Raw genomic sequence first — 16,355 nt, 5'->3', positions numbered from 1 at the left:
TTTGCCTAAAATGATAAAGTAAAAAATGAACAATGTTGTTGTATGACTAGTTTGTAATTGTTACTTTTAAGTCGCATATCGCTTCATTTATTTGCAACTTTATATTATTATTAGCCCCTGTTGCTGTTCTATTGACAGGTGACTGCCCCGATAGTTTGACTAAGATTGTTCCGGAGCCGGGAGATAGCACTGCTCCGGGTGTATCCATATCTACTCTAAGATGCCTCGTATTAGTAGTAGTACAAGCTCTGTATCCTATAAAAGAAGAAGCAATTTTTTCCGAATCGCTACCTGTTAGGGTATAATTCAGGCTGATGGTCTGATCTGCAATATTTGTATTTCTTTTCAGGCTAATAGTACCGGCCGGACAAATTATTTTAAGATTGTTCGTAGTAAAAGTAGATTCGTCGGTAGGAATATCGATACGCATCGCATAAAAATAAGATTTCCCTATCCAAGACTCGTCCACAGTTGTAGAACCTCCTGCATTACTTGTTCCTGCCCTGACAATATACTGATGTGGTTCCTTGATATTTACATAATGCATAAGATACGGTGTAGCATAAGACATGCCCCACCCTGCATTTTTCTTTTCAGGGTTTGCTCCTGCCATTGCAACATCCGAATAAGTCGTCTGTCCTTTTTTTCGGGCAGATAAATGAATCCAGTGATACATCCCGTCGGGTGAGGCAGTCATATTGGAATTATACTTTGCAAAGATCAGCCATTGTCCGGCAGTTAGTTCCAGATAGCCGTTCGTTATATCCACAGTAGTTGTTGCAAATATCTTGCTATTATTTAATTTCGCATCCAATAATGTTCCCAGAGGCCTTAATGCACCCCAGTATGCATTTCCTTCATTATCGGCAGCGAGAAGACGTCCCTGCGCCTGATTGCCGTCGGTATAGCGGAAATGTTTTTTAATGCTGGTCCGGTCTGCTTCACTCATGGTGAAAGTGCTGTTATTTACCGAGAAATTGCCCGGACGGATATCCACAACTTTTCCCCTTATATCGATTACTGTATCATTTACAGTAAATCTGCGCGCAGGACGGATATCAACGACTTTATTATTTACCACAACCATCGTATCATTAATCATAAATTTGGCAGCAGCACTATTCTTAAAATTGAAAGCCTTGTCATCCATATCTATGGTAGTCACCGGTTGATTTAATGGGCCCCCAAGTCGAATTTTCCGGTCTTCTTTTGTAAGCCCGTTGTCAGCCCCAAGGTTATTCATCAGAATAATCCACCTATCACCATCCCAATATTCTATTATACTGTCTACAGTATTATAAATAACAAGTCCGCTGGATTTAGGATTACTTCTTAATGAAGGTATCATGGCATCCTTTTCTACATCCGTCAATCTGGGAAGCCTTATACCACCATGCGATCCCTCCACTTCTACAATACAAAAGTCTTCCGGCTGCTTATCGCCGCCGACAACAATCTGCGCATTAAGCCCTATGGCCATAGTAAGGGCCAGAAGCATTATTATAATATATTTACATCCCATAGTCATTGTTTTGTGTGTTGTATTTCTTCCGGTAACAGCTAATCAATTTCTGTTTATTCTAATCTCCCTCCGAATAATCTTCAATCATCAAGGCAAAGAAATACGGCTCCCCGAATTTCAAATCACCATACTCTTCTATAAGCCATGACTTATCGTTGGAAGTACCTGCTTTTATAAAAATCTTTGTATTACTTTTCACATCCATTAAGTATGCCAACTGAGGCGACGATGTCTTGGTATCGTCCTCCACATCGGCACCTATGGTTGCTGTGGGATCTGTTTGCCCGGGAATAAACAAATGCGACCACGTAAACATCTGCTGGGCCGTATAGTCTGTTCTTGTAGCAAATTTTGAGAATATCATCCATTTTCCGGGAGTCAATGTAAGTGTGTCGGATATAGACGGGTCATATCTTTTAGGTGAATCGTTAGAGCCAATACCAAGAGAATTATTCCTTACCCATACCGTATTATTGCCTGTTCCGGCTCTTTTTATATTACCTTTCAGGAACGTTTTACCGATTTCAATATCCGGCTTAAGTGACCCCCAGAACGCATCTCCGGTTAATTTCGAGATCAATACCTTATTATTTATATTTGCCTTACCGGTGTTGATCGATAATTGTCCGTGAAGATATACACTATCGTTACTCACACGCAGGTTATCATCCTTTACTTTAACTTTGAGCGTGTTAGCCACAGTAACACTGCTACCGTTTTCTTTTACTTTAAGAGTATTCCTATTAACATTGAAAGCATCCGGTTTTGAACCTACTACCCTACCATTAACAACATATACAGTATCGTTAACCGAGAATCCATGGCTATTAGCATCTCCCGTAAAAAGTTCCAGCTTATTACTGTTCAGATTTATTTCGGTAGGTAGCTCCAACTTACCGCCAAGTTTAACCAGCTTATCCGAATTATCTTTATATATACCGTTGTATATCCTTATCGTATCGCCGATCATCGACCATTTCACACCATCCCAGTACTCGATAGACTTGCTGGTATCATTAAATATAAGAAGTCCGGCCGATGTGTCATCTACACCTAGATTATCCCTTTCAGTTTCAGACAGTCGGGGCAAGCGCAGTCCGCCGTTATTACCATCTATCTGTAATGCCGAGAAGTTTTCGGGCTTGTCAGTAGAGCCTATTGTCACCTGTCCGTGAAGCGGTGTAATAGAAAACAGTAAGATTATCCACAATATGTTATATAGTTTATATATGCTAGTTTTCATAAAGTCCTGTTTTTAATCATTCAATTTAATAGCATAGAAATACTGGCTTCCTCCGATATTAAAGTTTGAACTATTATTGTAAGCTGTACGCCATGTGTTCTTCTTCTTAGTCTTAAATTCGATATGATATGTGGCACTATCGGAAGCATCCAGATAATATATCATCTGCGGAACACTGTACGATCCCCCATTTTCATTACCTCCTGTCGATTTTCGTTCGGGCAAAGTGGAAGATGTATATAAAACTGTTCCCGAACCTGAGTCGTCCTTTACTAGCCTTATATAGCTCATATAATTTGCATAATCGCCGGATGACTGGTTTGTAGCGTAACTGGAATAAACAGCCAGACGTCCTATTAGCAGCCATTTCCCTTTTTCCAATTGCAGGTTATTCGTTATCTGATGCCAATAATCCGGCAGGAAATTTGGTCCGGTACCTGACTGATCTCCAATGTTCCACGTAATCCTGAAAGGCCTGTTTACTACAGAGGGTAGCAACTCTTTCCAGTTTGACTTACCTGTAGTACTCTTGCTGCCCAGTATTATATTGGTGGTGGCTGTTGCCAAATGCTCATTTCCATCACGATACTGGAAATTGTTATTTATCCTTACAGAATCATTTACAATTCTTAGTGTATTGTTGTTTACAGAGAAGCCGGATTTTCCGGTATTAAGGGCCACATCCTTTTTATTTTTCACAGTAAATACTGTATCGACATAAAATTCATCCAGATTGTTGTTCTTTACATCGAGGCTATCGACATGCAAAGCATCTGTATTAATGGTTAATAAGCCTCTGCGGGTACGGAACGACATATTATATCCCTGCTGGTCGATTTGGGTATCTTCTGTCAAATCATTTCCCAATTTTGCCGTATTGCTTTCTAGGCGTAGTCCGTTTGAAAGATTGAAAGGGCTACCGAATACATACCATTCATCGCCGTTCCAATATTCAATCCTGCCATATGTAGTGTTATAAATAACCAAGCCTTTAGCTGCCTCTTTCTTAGCTGTAGAGATGGTTATCAGATTATTGGTCATCTCATCCCTTTGGGCTTGAGTCAACCTCGATAAACGTAAACCCTTGTCACTACTACCGTCGATTCTCAGGATTTCATAAGATTCTGTCGGAGTATTCGATCCGATTGTAACCTGAGCCTTTATAGTAAGAGATATAATTCCAAGAAGGGCAAGTAATAATAGTTTCTGTGTGTTGCTTGTAGTCTTCATTTTTACTGTACTTGATTCTTAAGTTGAAATCTGTCGGAGCATCAGTATATCTGTCATGTATAAAATATAGTTAGGTCTGAACATTATTATTCTATCTTTTATCTCATAAAAACAGGATCCGATACGTCGCTTAAAGCGGGCAATAATACTATTGCCAGATACTTTCACAAGCTGCTGGATAGAGAGCGAAGACAATTTAGAAGACAAGCCCAAATTATAGATAAGTAGCTTGGGCTTCTTCACCGCCGTAAACTTGCACGGGATCCTGTATTTTATAATTATTCTGCATAATAAAGCCTTGATACAGACAATTTGTATTTTAAATTGATTTAAAAATGATTGGAATAATATAAAACTCGTAGTTTCTTTTGCAGAAATAACAAAATCCTTTCCCAAATTTTCAAACAGAGAAATAGCAGGGCAAGTTGTAGTTTTTTGTAAAAAAATGAGCGTTAAAAACATCCCAAAGATTGTCTTTTGTCTTTATTTGTCCTATATGTCGTTGTATAGATTGCCTTATCTGTGGCAAATATAGGAAATATTTAACGAATTATACAAATATATTTTTGATAAATTAAGAATAAGAAGCTGATTATCAAAATCAAGTTTCATACGATGGAATTATATAGTAATTCTTTTTAAACTATTTAATAAATGGAGAGTCTAAATAATAAACCTAAAAATCATATTAATTATGGGAAAATATGCATTCATATTATCGATCTCTCTATTGTTCGCTTCCTGTGCCGCAGTTTATGGCCCAAATTTGGAAAAAGAGGTTCAACGGCTTGATTTAGGAATGACCAAGCAGGAAACAATAAATATAATGGGAAAAAATTATTTTGTAGAATCAGTATCGCAGGTTGAAGAAGGGAAATTAGAGGTTTTGTTTTTCCGTTCGACTTATTATCCAAGTTATCTGTTGTATTTTATTGATGGCAACCTATCAGAGTTTCACCGCTATATACCGCCTACACCATACCAGCAGGATGTGCGGATAATAAAAGAAAAATCCGATGATTAAATGTATATTTAATGACATAGAAAGAATCACAAAATTGTGGTTCTTTTTTAGTTAGTCATTTTTAATTGAAAAAGTATTGCTATATTTCCTCAATAAATAATATTAAAATGATTAAGAAAGTTACTTTAAATGATGATTTCAGCATCTATACAAAGCTATTGAATGATTCTTTCCTTACTGTTGCTACTGAGTTTGACCTGACAAAAGAAAACAGTCCGACTAATAATGCTTTCATCACAGAGGAACAATTAAGGTTTCAATTAACAGAAAAGGAAAGACAATTCTTTTACTTTGAAGAGAATAATACTATCATAGGATTTATTGCAATTGAAAAGTCATCGCGTAATGGGCAGCTTTTTTATATAGAGAAAGTTGCTGTCCATCCTGAATTTAGAAAAAAAGGAATCGGAAAACAATTAATGGATTTTGCCACTCATAAAATTACAGATCTGGGCGGTGAAGAAATCTCTATCGGATTAATTGATTCAAATACCAAATTAAAGAATTGGTATAAAGAACAGGGGTTCATGGAAGTGGAAGTGAAATCTTACGAGCACCTTCCATTCAGGGTTTGTATGATGAATAAGTATTTAGAATAGAAAAGCAAACGGAAATCCGGTTACTTTTCCTTTCAGCTATATTTTATTTACCTTTATCCACGTCAATTTATGCCATATATATTCAAGTGGACCTTGTCTATGTTTTTGAAGCCACCACTTGCAGAATGAAACTTGCATAAGAAATATTAGAATACCAATCAGCAAGCTTATTGTATAACCACAATATGGGGCAAGATACAAACCTATCGGAAAATAAATAAAAGCTCCCAAAATAGATTGTGTAATGTAATTTGTTAAACTCATTTTTCCGTAATAACGAAGTTTAGATGTAAGAGCCTGAAAGGATTGCTTTTGGTACAATAATACGAAAGATGAGATTAGAACAATAGTAAATGCTAATTTTTGCCACATATCCAATATTACACCTACAGTATTTTGAATAATAGGTTGTTGTCCATTAGCTGTAAGTTCCATTTTTAGCTGGTATAAGGGTGCAAAAAGAATAGCTGCAATAATTAATGCTCTTATCCAGAAACGGATATTCTGTTCGGAAGCGATGAAGAATTGCTTTCTGCCGATTAATAATCCCAGTAAGAAAAGCCCTGCAGTCTGAAAAATCCGGCCTGCTCCAATTGCCCAGAATAAACTAGCCTTCTGTCCTAAAGTAATATTCCCCAAAAGAAATTTCCCCCAATTACCCTCTTTGGTATATTCGGCTACTTCCTCATACATCGCCCCGACACCTAAATCAGGCATGGCATGGTCTGAAACGGTTAAACTCATAATATAATGATACCATTCGACAGGTTGCAAAAGAAAGATTATAGCCAGAATTAAAATGGTTTTGTTACTCCACTTTCTAACAATAAATAATACTACTCCCATAATAGCGAATAAGAGCAATACATCGCCAGCAGGAAAGAAAGCTGCATTTATGGTTGCAAACCCGACAAGCAAGATTAACCGCCAAAGAAACCGATAGCCGAAGTCTTTACCCTTATTTTGTTGATTAGTATATTGTATATAAAACGTAAATCCGAATAATAAAGCAAAGATTGCATATGCTTTTCCGGCAAAAAGAGAAAAGATGACACTCATTACTCCTGCATCCAAGGTATTCAGCCAAGCCGGAACAGAAGACGCATCCGGATAGACAGGAAAAATAAAATGCTCTAAGCTATGCACTAGAAGAATTGCCATTACTGCAAATCCCCTCAAGGCATCTACTACTTCTATTCGGGAAATTTTTGAAATTTGATCTTGTTGCATAAACTGGTATGTTTTCCTGGATAATCGAGTTATAGTTTCTAATATAACGAAGAAATGGGGCATTATAACTCACTAATGGGGGAAAACTATTATTTCGAAATTAGAGAAATAAAAAACTCTTTTCTGTAATCTTTTCCCCTTCACTTCTCACCTATCAAGATATTGAGGGATTTATTAAGGACTTGAAATCAGCATCTCAATTTTTTATAAATGAATAATGCTGTGCTACGGCGATCCATTTATTATTTTCAAAGATAAGTGTATATAAGTCCCTGCAAGAAAAAGATTGAATTTCATCTGTAGCAGTCCTTATCTTTAATGTATTTTTATAATTTACTATAGCTGTTTTGTTATCGTTATAAAGATGTATCATAGGCTCTGTCTCTTCCATACTTATAGTTTCTGCATATTCCGCATACTTCCTATATGCTTGGATAATGCTATCTTTCCCATAAGTTGTCCCATCAGGAGAAATAAGAACCATATCGGGATGTATAAACATACTCAAGCTATCCATATCTTCTGTAATAGCCCAATGCCTGTTAATATTTCTAACCGTATTCCATGCTTCCTTTTCAATATCTTGCTTGTTTACTGAATTGTGCGTTTCAGAATTTTTACAGCTGAATACAAAACAAGAAAGAATGATCAATAGGATAGTTTTCATAATATTTTAATTTAAAATGAAGTTTAAAGATAAATATTTATCCATATCTTCCAATTTATTTATACAAGAAAAAGCAACCGATATTTCGATTGCTTTTCCTTTAGTTGCGGAGACCGGATTCGAACCGATGACCTCCAGGTTATGAGCCTGGCGAGCTACCACTGCTCCACCCCGCGATATTGTGAGTGCAAAAGTATGGAATTTATACTAACGCTCCAAATAAAAACGGCATTAATAAATAAAAAAAATTTTGCTTTGAATCCTTCTTGCTGATTGAAAAGGCGTTAAGTATAAAACTTTTTTCACCAAGTATAGTATAATCCGAAGCCTACCCGCTGGTAGTACGAGAAATATCCCCATTTTGTATCTTTTCTATCAAATGGAATATTATCATCATATTTAATATATAAGTATAAAGAGGTACTGAAATAGCTATTCAGTTTGAAATTTACAGAGTTCTCGAACTCAACATATACCCGCTCATAATTAGTAAAGTATTTGATACGCGAATTAAAATTCGTATATCTGTTGCGGCTATAACTAACATTCAAATTGTACGTAGAACCATACTCTGTTTTGGCTTTATCACCCTCATCAATTCCAAACCAAACTTCTTTTACTTTATCACTTCTTACATACTTATAGTTAAGAGATAGCACGGAAAGGTCTGCTGTAATATTAAATTTTCTGTACTTATCAGCTTTAGATACTATTTCTTTTGCATATCTCATACCGACCCCGAGATTCAGTTCGAAAGGCGAAAGGAATGCACGCTGTCTCTCTTTATTCGGATCATTTACATTATATCGGTTGAATAAAGGTGTTTTCATTTCGAGGTTGGTAGAATAAGACCAATTCTTATATGCATTCACACCAAAAGTACTGTATGTCCTGAATAAGTCATCCAGTATATTCACCTTATTCACTGTATCAGCTTTCATTTGTTGAATGCTAAGACGCCATTCAAACAGGTTGTTGAAATATATTTTATCCTTTTTATAATTCAGGTTTACCTTGTGTTCACTATATATATTGAAGTTGTTCTCTCCTGCCCAATTATCAGAAAAACTATTCTGGCTGAGATCAAGTTTATGAGTACCATTCTTCAGCCAATATACAGGCTTAATTCTGATCTTTTCTATCTCAGGAGCACTGAACTCTACCGGATTATCGGCTGTTATAAGTTCTTTCCATGGATTACGCTGCTCTACCACTTTTTCATCAATCACCGTCGCATCTTTGAAATTTAATGCATTCAGTTTTATACGCTGCGGATTATTTATATAATACATGCGCCGCATAGCCTCTATTTCTTCTACACGTTTCAGCATAGGAGCAAAAGTACTGTCAGGAGATATCAAATGAAACTCTTCGGATTGAGTTTTGGTTTCATCTTTCGTTGTGAAGTCCAACCGTGGTGGTAGTATTTTCCCGTCAAAAACAACAGGAAGGAATGCAGGTTCAAAAATAATTGTATCCCGGAACGACATATAATCGCTGAAAGGAATCCAGTCCTTCTCCATAATCAGCAAACCGTTGGCATCTCTTGCCGGCTGCAGATTGGCTTCATTTATCTTGTAAACATACGCAGTATCGATGACAAGCGGAGCCGAAAACCCTTTTGTAGTATCTTTGGTTGAAAATTCTTTCAAGCGGGTATCGATATCTGTTATTTTATTCAACAGACTGTCCTTATTGGCTCTGGGATTATTTCTATTCTGGGCAATACCCGTAGATGCGAAGGCAATAAAAAATACAATAAGACTGAAAAAGAATTTGAATTCTTTCATTTTCGATTCTCTTTTTTCGATGAAGAATTTAGACAGCTTTTTACTAAGCTGCAAATTTAGCAATTTAATCTTAATTTTCATTTTAATTTATATTAAATGCTATATATTGTTATAATTGACAGATTTCATAACAGCAATGCTAAAATAAACTATTTGAATGCCATTTGAATATTTTGATGTAAATTTGTAAAATATTTCAGAAACGAAAACAATGAATACATACGGTAATATCTTCAGACTCACTTCTTACGGTGAATCGCATGGTGCTGCAATTGGCGGAGTTATAGACGGTTGTCCTTCAGGGATCGACGTAGATATGGAGTTTATACAAAACGAACTGAACAGGCGTCGCCCGGGCCAGTCGAAAATAACCACTCCACGCAAAGAAGCCGATGAAATCGAGTTTCTCTCCGGCATATACGACGGCAAAACTACCGGAACACCTATCGGTTTTCTTATCCGCAACAGTAATCAGCATTCATCCGATTACGATAATCTGAAAGATATTTACCGTCCGTCACATGCCGATTATACCTATTCCCAAAAATACGGCATACGTGATCATCGCGGCGGCGGCAGGTCTTCTGCACGCGAAACCATAGCACGGTGTGTAGGAGGTGCTTTAGCAAAACTTGCACTACGTCAGTTGAATATAGATATCAAGGCATTTACTTCACAGGCAGGACCGATAAAACTGGAAAAGAATTACGATCAATACGATCTTTCCCTGATAGAATCCAATGAAGTTCGCTGCCCCGATCCCGAAAAGGCAGCAGAAATGATATCGCTTATAGAAGAAGTAAAATCGAAAGGCGATACTATAGGCGGAGTTATAACCTGTGTCGTAAAAGGCACTCCTGCAGGTTTGGGCGAGCCTGTATTCGGCAAATTGCATGCTGCATTGGGCAATGCGATGCTTGGCATCAATGCCGTGAAAGGTTTCGAATACGGCGATGGATTCGACGTTAATCACCGCGGATCGGAAGTAAATGATGTATTCTACAACGATAAAGGTAAGATAAGCACCCGCACAAATCACTCAGGGGGTATACAAGGCGGCATTTCAAACGGACAGGATATTTACTTCCGCGTTGCATTCAAGCCTGTAGCTACAATACTTATGCATCAGGACACCGTAAACAAAGACGGAGAGAATACATATTTGAAAGCTCGCGGACGCCACGATGCCTGTGTACTACCTCGTGCTGTACCTATTGTAGAGGCTATGGCTGCAATGACTATTCTCGACTATTTTTTATTGAGTAAAATAAATAAAGCGTTGCTATAATCAGCATCACTTTTTGCAGATATTTGTGAATATACACCATTTACAGGCTTCTCCGGTAGGAGTCTGTATAAAAGGTGTTTGCGGATCGAATATCTCTTCAAGGCAAGTATCGAAATATCCTTTAAATTCATCCTTGTATTCCGCAAAATCAGTTATGCGGCAATCTTCTTTACCCTGTTTGCAGATAACACCCGGATGGAACCGAGTATCGAACAGATTGCGCAGGTAATATATTCCCGGTTCCAGTATCTTATCCGGATTATCGAGTAAATACAGATGCGAATACATGAATACCTGCATCACAGCTTTGGGACGGTCTTTCATCTCTTTATCGAAAAGGTCTTTCATATCCCGATAGCGCAATACGCCTTTTCCCGTTTTATAATCGATAATACGCGTATGGCCTTTCACTTCATCCACCCGGTCGATAATACCTTTCAGTGAAATAGTTTTTCCCGACGGCAAAGTATAATCCTTTTTTATCCGCTCCTCCGAATCCAGATAGATAAAAGGAGTATTCTTAGCATCTGTTGCCAATACCTGACGGATATATTTCCGCAGAACCTCACCCGTCAGATAATTCTGACCTGTCAGTCGTCTTATTTTCTCCGATTTAAAATAATTTTCGGCAAAAGAGCGTTCTATTACTTCTGTCAGCAATTTATCATTCTTACTTATATTGTGCAACAGATCGGCCGTTACCATTTTCCCTTTAAACGGTTCATACAGCCATTCCATCACGGAGTGGAAAATAGTACCGAAAGTACTGGCTTCGATTGTTTCTGCTATTTCATCCTCTTCGGCCATACCTTCCACCACCGAAAAGTAAAATTGTAAAGGGCAATTTATATATGTATTGATAGAGCTTGCCGACAAACGCTTATCCCCTCCCTGCAGGAACACATTTATTTTCTCCATTATCTGCGGGGTCTTTTGAACTGATATGGCAAGGCTTTCGGTAGATGTAACTTTATACACGGCAAGTTTTTCCCTTATGTCGAACGAATCGGCATACAAATGTTTTATCTGGCTGTAGTAGCGGCTTACTTCTCCGGTTTGTAAACCTTCGGTACGGGTATCGTAAAGGAGGTATATCCGTTTTGCTCGGTTTATCATCCGGTAGAAGTGGTATGAAAAGATACTGTCCTGATGCTCATAGGTAGGCAATTCGAAACCTTTTCTTAGATTATAAGGAATGAATGAACTGGCGGCTTTCTTCAACGGAAATATCCCTTCATTCATCGACATAATTATCAGATTATCAAAATCGAGCGCACGGGTTTCCAATACCCCCATTATCTGTAGGCCGGATAATGGCTCCCCGCTGAAAGGCACGCTTATCCCGGCAATGAGTTTGCGGAGAAGTTTAAAATAAGTATCGACAGACATTTCAGGATAAACATTCTTCAATGATTCATCCATTTTATTTATTGTCTTGTAGTATTCTATAATGAATTCACATTCAATATCGATAGATCGTGCATTTATATTTTCCTGATCTCTTTCAAGCTCATCATTCACCGATAGTTTTATCCTTAATGCAGATAAAATATCCCGTAAATAATCAGGTATGGATTTCCAGTCTGTGATTGGCTGGAATATTAATCGTAAGAAAGGGTGTGACTGCAAATCTTCATACGAAACATTCGTCTTGTTATATTGAATAATGTTTTGCTTCAATAGTTTTGCATCATCGCCTGCAATGTTCGATATATACCTGTGATTCAGTATAGCCAGAACGGGCTTATAATAAAATCTGGTATAATTCTCCGACTTACGGATATTACGCTGAAGTTCGAAAATCTGTTCCATTAATCCTGATACAGAACTATTCATCAGGCTATACCCCATCGTTACATTTATCTTATCTATCTCCTCCGGAATAGAATATAATGTAGGTAACAACAAGTTTTCATCAGGTAATACCAAAGCCGTATTCATTGCATGGTCGGAAGATGTTATCTGTCCTTCATCGAGCAATGATTTTATAATCGTATGTACATATTTCGCCTGTCCTACTGCCGAAGGTATCCCGACAACTTCCACTATAGGCAAATCTATACTCAGCTCTTCCGGCTCTAAAGATAATTGCGACGGGAAAAGCATCTTATTACGGTCGATAAAAAATGAAGCCTTATTATTGGGATCCCTCACCAATGGAGAAGAGTAATCCCAGTAAAAATCGGCTATACCACATTTGTGTATAAAACGCAGTAAAGTTTCTTCCGATTTGCTATGCCCGTTAAGTCCAACAAATATGATTTTTTCGAACGGCAGTTTATAGTCCTCATCTTTCCACACGCGCTCCACCACATCGCGAAAAATCATCCCTTCGTATGCCTGTCCACGGCTTTGAAGCTGTTCCCGTAACAAGGTATATAGCTGGAAAAGGACTTCCCACATTTCCAGAAAGTCTTTTTTCTTATCGTTTTCGCCAACAGGAAGAAAATTAGACCAGAAGCGGCGTATGGCTTCGATCTGGCTCTCTGTGAGAAAGCCGAAACCCGCATCTATTTCTTTCAGGTCGCGTATATTACGGAAAAGCTGTTGTGCATCAACAAGATATTTATCTACATCATCGAAATCGTTGAGCAGCATCTCTCCCCAATAGACGAATTCATCGAAAGTTTCGGCTGATGAGCTTATCTTCTTATATATATCGAATAAAAGGAAAAGCATCTCTATCCGGTCTGCCTTTTTATAAGGGCTCAGCTTTTCAAACAGATCGGTAACGGTTAGTATCTCCGGTGAAAAAATGGGCTTTCCCACAATCTGCGACAGATAATGCTGGAAGAAGATTCCGGCCCTCCGGTTGGGAAAGACGAAAGTATAACGGCTGATATCTTGTCCGTAAGCTTTGTAATAAGCCTGAGCAACATTATAGAGGAATGGGATCATTATCCTGTTTGGTTTTCTTTAAGTGTATACAAAAATAATAATTAAAATAATAAGACCTGTATAGCCAAAATAATATAGTTATATTATGCAATATTCATTAAAAGATATACTTTTGTCTTATTAAGTAAAATTTACCACGAGAGAATATAATCAAGCGTGCCCGTTCCGCTCTATTTTTTAAGATAAAAGAGTTTGAACTTATATATGACATTGGTTGTTATTAACAATAAAATAATTACAAACCATAAAATATAATTATGAAGAAATTTCTTTTCGTTTTATTTATGACCATTCTGCTTTCGGCTTGTGGTACAGCTTACAACACTCAACTTAAACAAGTAGAGTTAGGGATGACTCAGGATCAGATTGTATCTCTGATGGGTGAGAAATACACGGTAGTTGAAGAAAAGAACTACGCTAACCAGACCATCATGTACAAGGACAAATTTAAGAACTTGTGGTATTTCCAGTTTGTAGACGGAAAACTCTACAAATGGTATAAGGAACAAGAATAATTATTATCTCTGCTAAAATATAAAAGGATCGAAGATTTCGATCCTTTTTTGTTTTTGATAAAAGTCGTTATAAAGAATATCTTTTTATAGGAAATAATCTTCACTCATTCAAAAATCGGTATATTTGCAATCAAACAAAAACTGATATAATATGAAAAATATTTTTGGATTGCTGCTTGCGGGTTTGCTCTTCACTACGGCCAATGCACAACAATTGAATCTAAGGGATATAAATTCGGGAAAATATTATGCACGTGGCGTACAATCCGTAACTTCCTCTGCCGACGGCGAATCATACTTTCAGGCCGACAGGGAAAACAAAATGATAATCAAATACTCCTATAAGACAGGATTGCCTGTCGATACGATTTTCAATGTAAAAACGGCACGCGACTGTACATTCGATTCGTTTCAGGGATTCCTTATTAGCCCCGATGAAAAACGATTAGTTGTATTTAACGATTACGAACGTATATACCGCCATTCTTTTAAAGCGAATTATTATTATTACGATGTTCGCCGTAATCTGGTACGCAAGCTTACTGAAAATAAAGGCAAGCAGTCGATTCCGACTTTTTCTCACGACGGACGTATGCTTGCCTATGTAATTGACAATAATATATGGCTTACCAAATTCGACTACGATACCGAATCGCAGGTAACAAGGGACGGCGAAATAAATAAGATAATCAACGGAGGTACCGACTGGGTGTATGAAGAAGAATTCGGAACAACCCGCCTTATGGATTTCTCGGCTGACGGACGCCTGTTGGCATTTGTCCGTTTCGATGAAACCGCAGTACCGCAATACAGTATGCAGATGTATGAGAATAAGCTATACCCTTGGCAGTTTACATTCAAATATCCGAAAGCCGGAGAGCAGAACTCGGAAGTAACCTGCAATGTTTTCGATATCGATTCCAAGACCATACGCAAGATGAATATACCCGAAACCACCGAGTATATTCCCCGTATAGAATTTCTGCCCGAAGGTGATGAACTGGCTATTATGACACTTAATCGCGATCAGAACCGTTTCGAAATGTTCTTTACCAATGCACGTTCTGCTGTTGCACGTTCTGTTTTGAATGAGATAAACGACCGTTATGTAGATTCGGAATTATTGAATACGATCAGATTCTTCGGCAACCAGTTCACTTATGTGAGCGAAAAGAGCGGTTATGCACACATATATCTATATGATAATACGGGTGTGATGCAGAAACAACTGACATCGGGCAACTATGATGTTACCGGACTACTGGCTGTAGACCCTATATCGAAAACGGTATTTTATGAAGCAGCCGAAGAAAGCCCGTTACAGCGCGCTATCTACAAAGTGGATATGGTAAAAGGAACCAAAACAAAGCTATCGGCAAAACAAGGCTCGAACAGTGCTACATTCAGCGAAAACGGAAAATACTTTATCAATAATTATACGAATGTTACTACTCCACGATTAGTGACCGTACACGATGCTACAGGTAAAGAACTGCGCGTACTGGAAGATAATGCTGCCCTGAATCGTACTTTATCATCGGTAACTTTACCGAAGAAAGAATTTATTACGGTGAAGTCGGCTGACGGACAAGACCTGAATGCATACATTATGAAGCCTGCCGACTTCAATGCTTCGCGAAAATATCCATTACTTATGGTGCAATACAGCGGCCCTAATTCACAATCGGTGCGTGACAGCTACGGTATAGACTGGACTGATTACCTGACAACACAAGGTTTCGTAGTTGCCTGTGTGGACGGGCGTGGAACAGGCGCACGTGGCGAGGATTTTCGTAAATGCACCTATATGAATCTCGGTATTTATGAGTCCGATGATCAGGTAGCCGCAGCTAAATATTTTGCATCGCTTCCTTATATCGACGGCAGTAAGATGGCTATATGGGGATGGAGCTACGGCGGATATAATGTACTGATGAGCATGAGCCGCGGAAACGGTACATTTAAAGCCGGAGTGGCGATTGCTCCTGTGACAGACTGGCGATTCTACGATTCGGTTTACTCGGAACGGTTTATGCGTACGCCTCAGCAAAACGATACCGGATATGCTGCCGGCTCTCCTATCAATCTGGCAAATAAACTGGAAGGTAATCTTCTTTTAGTACACGGTTCGGCAGATGATAATGTACATTTCCAGAATACAATGGATTATACAGCTGCATTGATTAAAGCAAATAAGCAGTTCGATATGTTTGTATTTACAGATAAAGACCATTCTATCGGTGGTTCGGCAAACCGGACTTATCTTTTTGAGAAGGTAATTAAGTTTTTGAAAACGAATATGTAATCAGAGAACCACAATATATTTGTAAAAGCACGGTTTTTCCGTGC

The 16,355-nt window shown here is 38.0% G+C and carries 12 protein-coding genes and 1 tRNA gene; 5 read left to right on the top strand and 8 right to left on the bottom strand.

The annotated features are described in order from the left end of the window. Positions 1 to 46 precede the first annotated feature (46 nt). The 3 genes from K348_RS0108650 to K348_RS0108640 are packed head-to-tail and all read right to left on the bottom strand — an operon-like array spanning position 47 to position 3,995. The gene (locus K348_RS0108650) at positions 47 to 1,522 is read right to left on the bottom strand and encodes a hypothetical protein (protein WP_156032838.1); all 1,476 of its coding nucleotides are present in this window, start codon (positions 1,520 to 1,522) and stop codon (positions 47 to 49) included. A gap of 58 nt (positions 1,523 to 1,580) precedes the next feature. After that, positions 1,581 to 2,765, bottom strand: coding sequence for a hypothetical protein (locus tag K348_RS0108645; RefSeq protein WP_029904571.1), 1,185 nt, complete (start codon positions 2,763 to 2,765; stop codon positions 1,581 to 1,583). 12 nt (positions 2,766 to 2,777) lie between these two features. Beyond that, positions 2,778 to 3,995: a hypothetical protein gene (locus K348_RS0108640; protein WP_029904570.1), complete on the bottom strand. Its 1,218-nt coding sequence runs from the start codon at positions 3,993 to 3,995 to the stop codon at positions 2,778 to 2,780. Between the two features lie 694 nt (positions 3,996 to 4,689). On the opposite strand from K348_RS0108640, the gene K348_RS0108635 reads away from it, so the two are divergent. Beyond that, the gene (locus K348_RS0108635) at positions 4,690 to 5,019 is read left to right on the top strand and encodes a DUF3192 domain-containing protein (protein ID WP_029904569.1); all 330 of its coding nucleotides are present in this window, start codon (positions 4,690 to 4,692) and stop codon (positions 5,017 to 5,019) included. Positions 5,020 to 5,126: 107 nt separating this feature from the next. Next, positions 5,127 to 5,618: a GNAT family N-acetyltransferase gene (locus K348_RS0108630; protein WP_029904568.1), complete on the top strand. Its 492-nt coding sequence runs from the start codon at positions 5,127 to 5,129 to the stop codon at positions 5,616 to 5,618. A gap of 36 nt (positions 5,619 to 5,654) precedes the next feature. On the opposite strand, the gene K348_RS0108625 is transcribed toward K348_RS0108630, so the two are convergent. The 4 genes from K348_RS0108625 to K348_RS0108610 form a co-directional block, all read right to left on the bottom strand. Beyond that, entirely contained in the window at positions 5,655 to 6,848 is a 1,194-nt protein-coding gene (locus K348_RS0108625) for a DUF418 domain-containing protein (protein ID WP_029904567.1), read from the bottom strand. 196 nt (positions 6,849 to 7,044) lie between these two features. Then, entirely contained in the window at positions 7,045 to 7,515 is a 471-nt protein-coding gene (locus K348_RS0108620; protein ID WP_029904566.1) for a nuclear transport factor 2 family protein, read from the bottom strand. Positions 7,516 to 7,619: 104 nt separating this feature from the next. Then, positions 7,620 to 7,691, bottom strand: a tRNA-Met gene (locus K348_RS0108615). Positions 7,692 to 7,817: 126 nt separating this feature from the next. Then, positions 7,818 to 9,386: a DUF3078 domain-containing protein gene (locus K348_RS0108610; protein WP_231496757.1), complete on the bottom strand. Its 1,569-nt coding sequence runs from the start codon at positions 9,384 to 9,386 to the stop codon at positions 7,818 to 7,820. 130 nt (positions 9,387 to 9,516) lie between these two features. On the opposite strand from K348_RS0108610, the gene aroC reads away from it, so the two are divergent. Continuing rightward, positions 9,517 to 10,593 carry a chorismate synthase gene (aroC, locus tag K348_RS0108605; protein ID WP_029904564.1) on the top strand — a complete coding sequence of 359 codons (1,077 nt, stop codon included), beginning with the start codon at positions 9,517 to 9,519 and terminating at the stop codon, positions 10,591 to 10,593. Between the two features lie 6 nt (positions 10,594 to 10,599). Here the strand turns inward: aroC and K348_RS0108600 are convergent, their stop codons facing one another. Then, positions 10,600 to 13,491 carry a PD-(D/E)XK nuclease family protein gene (locus tag K348_RS0108600; protein WP_029904563.1) on the bottom strand — a complete coding sequence of 964 codons (2,892 nt, stop codon included), beginning with the start codon at positions 13,489 to 13,491 and terminating at the stop codon, positions 10,600 to 10,602. Between the two features lie 257 nt (positions 13,492 to 13,748). Here K348_RS0108600 and K348_RS0108595 point away from each other — a divergent pair, with 257 nt between their 5' ends. Together K348_RS0108595 and K348_RS0108590 are read left to right on the top strand one after the other, a co-directional pair. Further along, positions 13,749 to 14,006, top strand: a complete 258-nt coding sequence (locus K348_RS0108595; protein WP_029904562.1) for a hypothetical protein — start codon at positions 13,749 to 13,751, stop codon at positions 14,004 to 14,006. A 151-nt stretch (positions 14,007 to 14,157) separates the two neighbouring features. Then, positions 14,158 to 16,311 carry a S9 family peptidase gene (locus tag K348_RS0108590; protein ID WP_029904561.1) on the top strand — a complete coding sequence of 718 codons (2,154 nt, stop codon included), beginning with the start codon at positions 14,158 to 14,160 and terminating at the stop codon, positions 16,309 to 16,311. The last annotated feature ends 44 nt before the right edge of the window (positions 16,312 to 16,355 follow it).

It is taken from the genome of Prevotella sp. 10(H), from assembly GCF_000711235.1.
Classification (GTDB): Bacteria; Bacteroidota; Bacteroidia; order Bacteroidales; family Dysgonomonadaceae; genus Dysgonomonas.
This window is presented reverse-complemented; position numbering and strand designations above follow the sequence as displayed.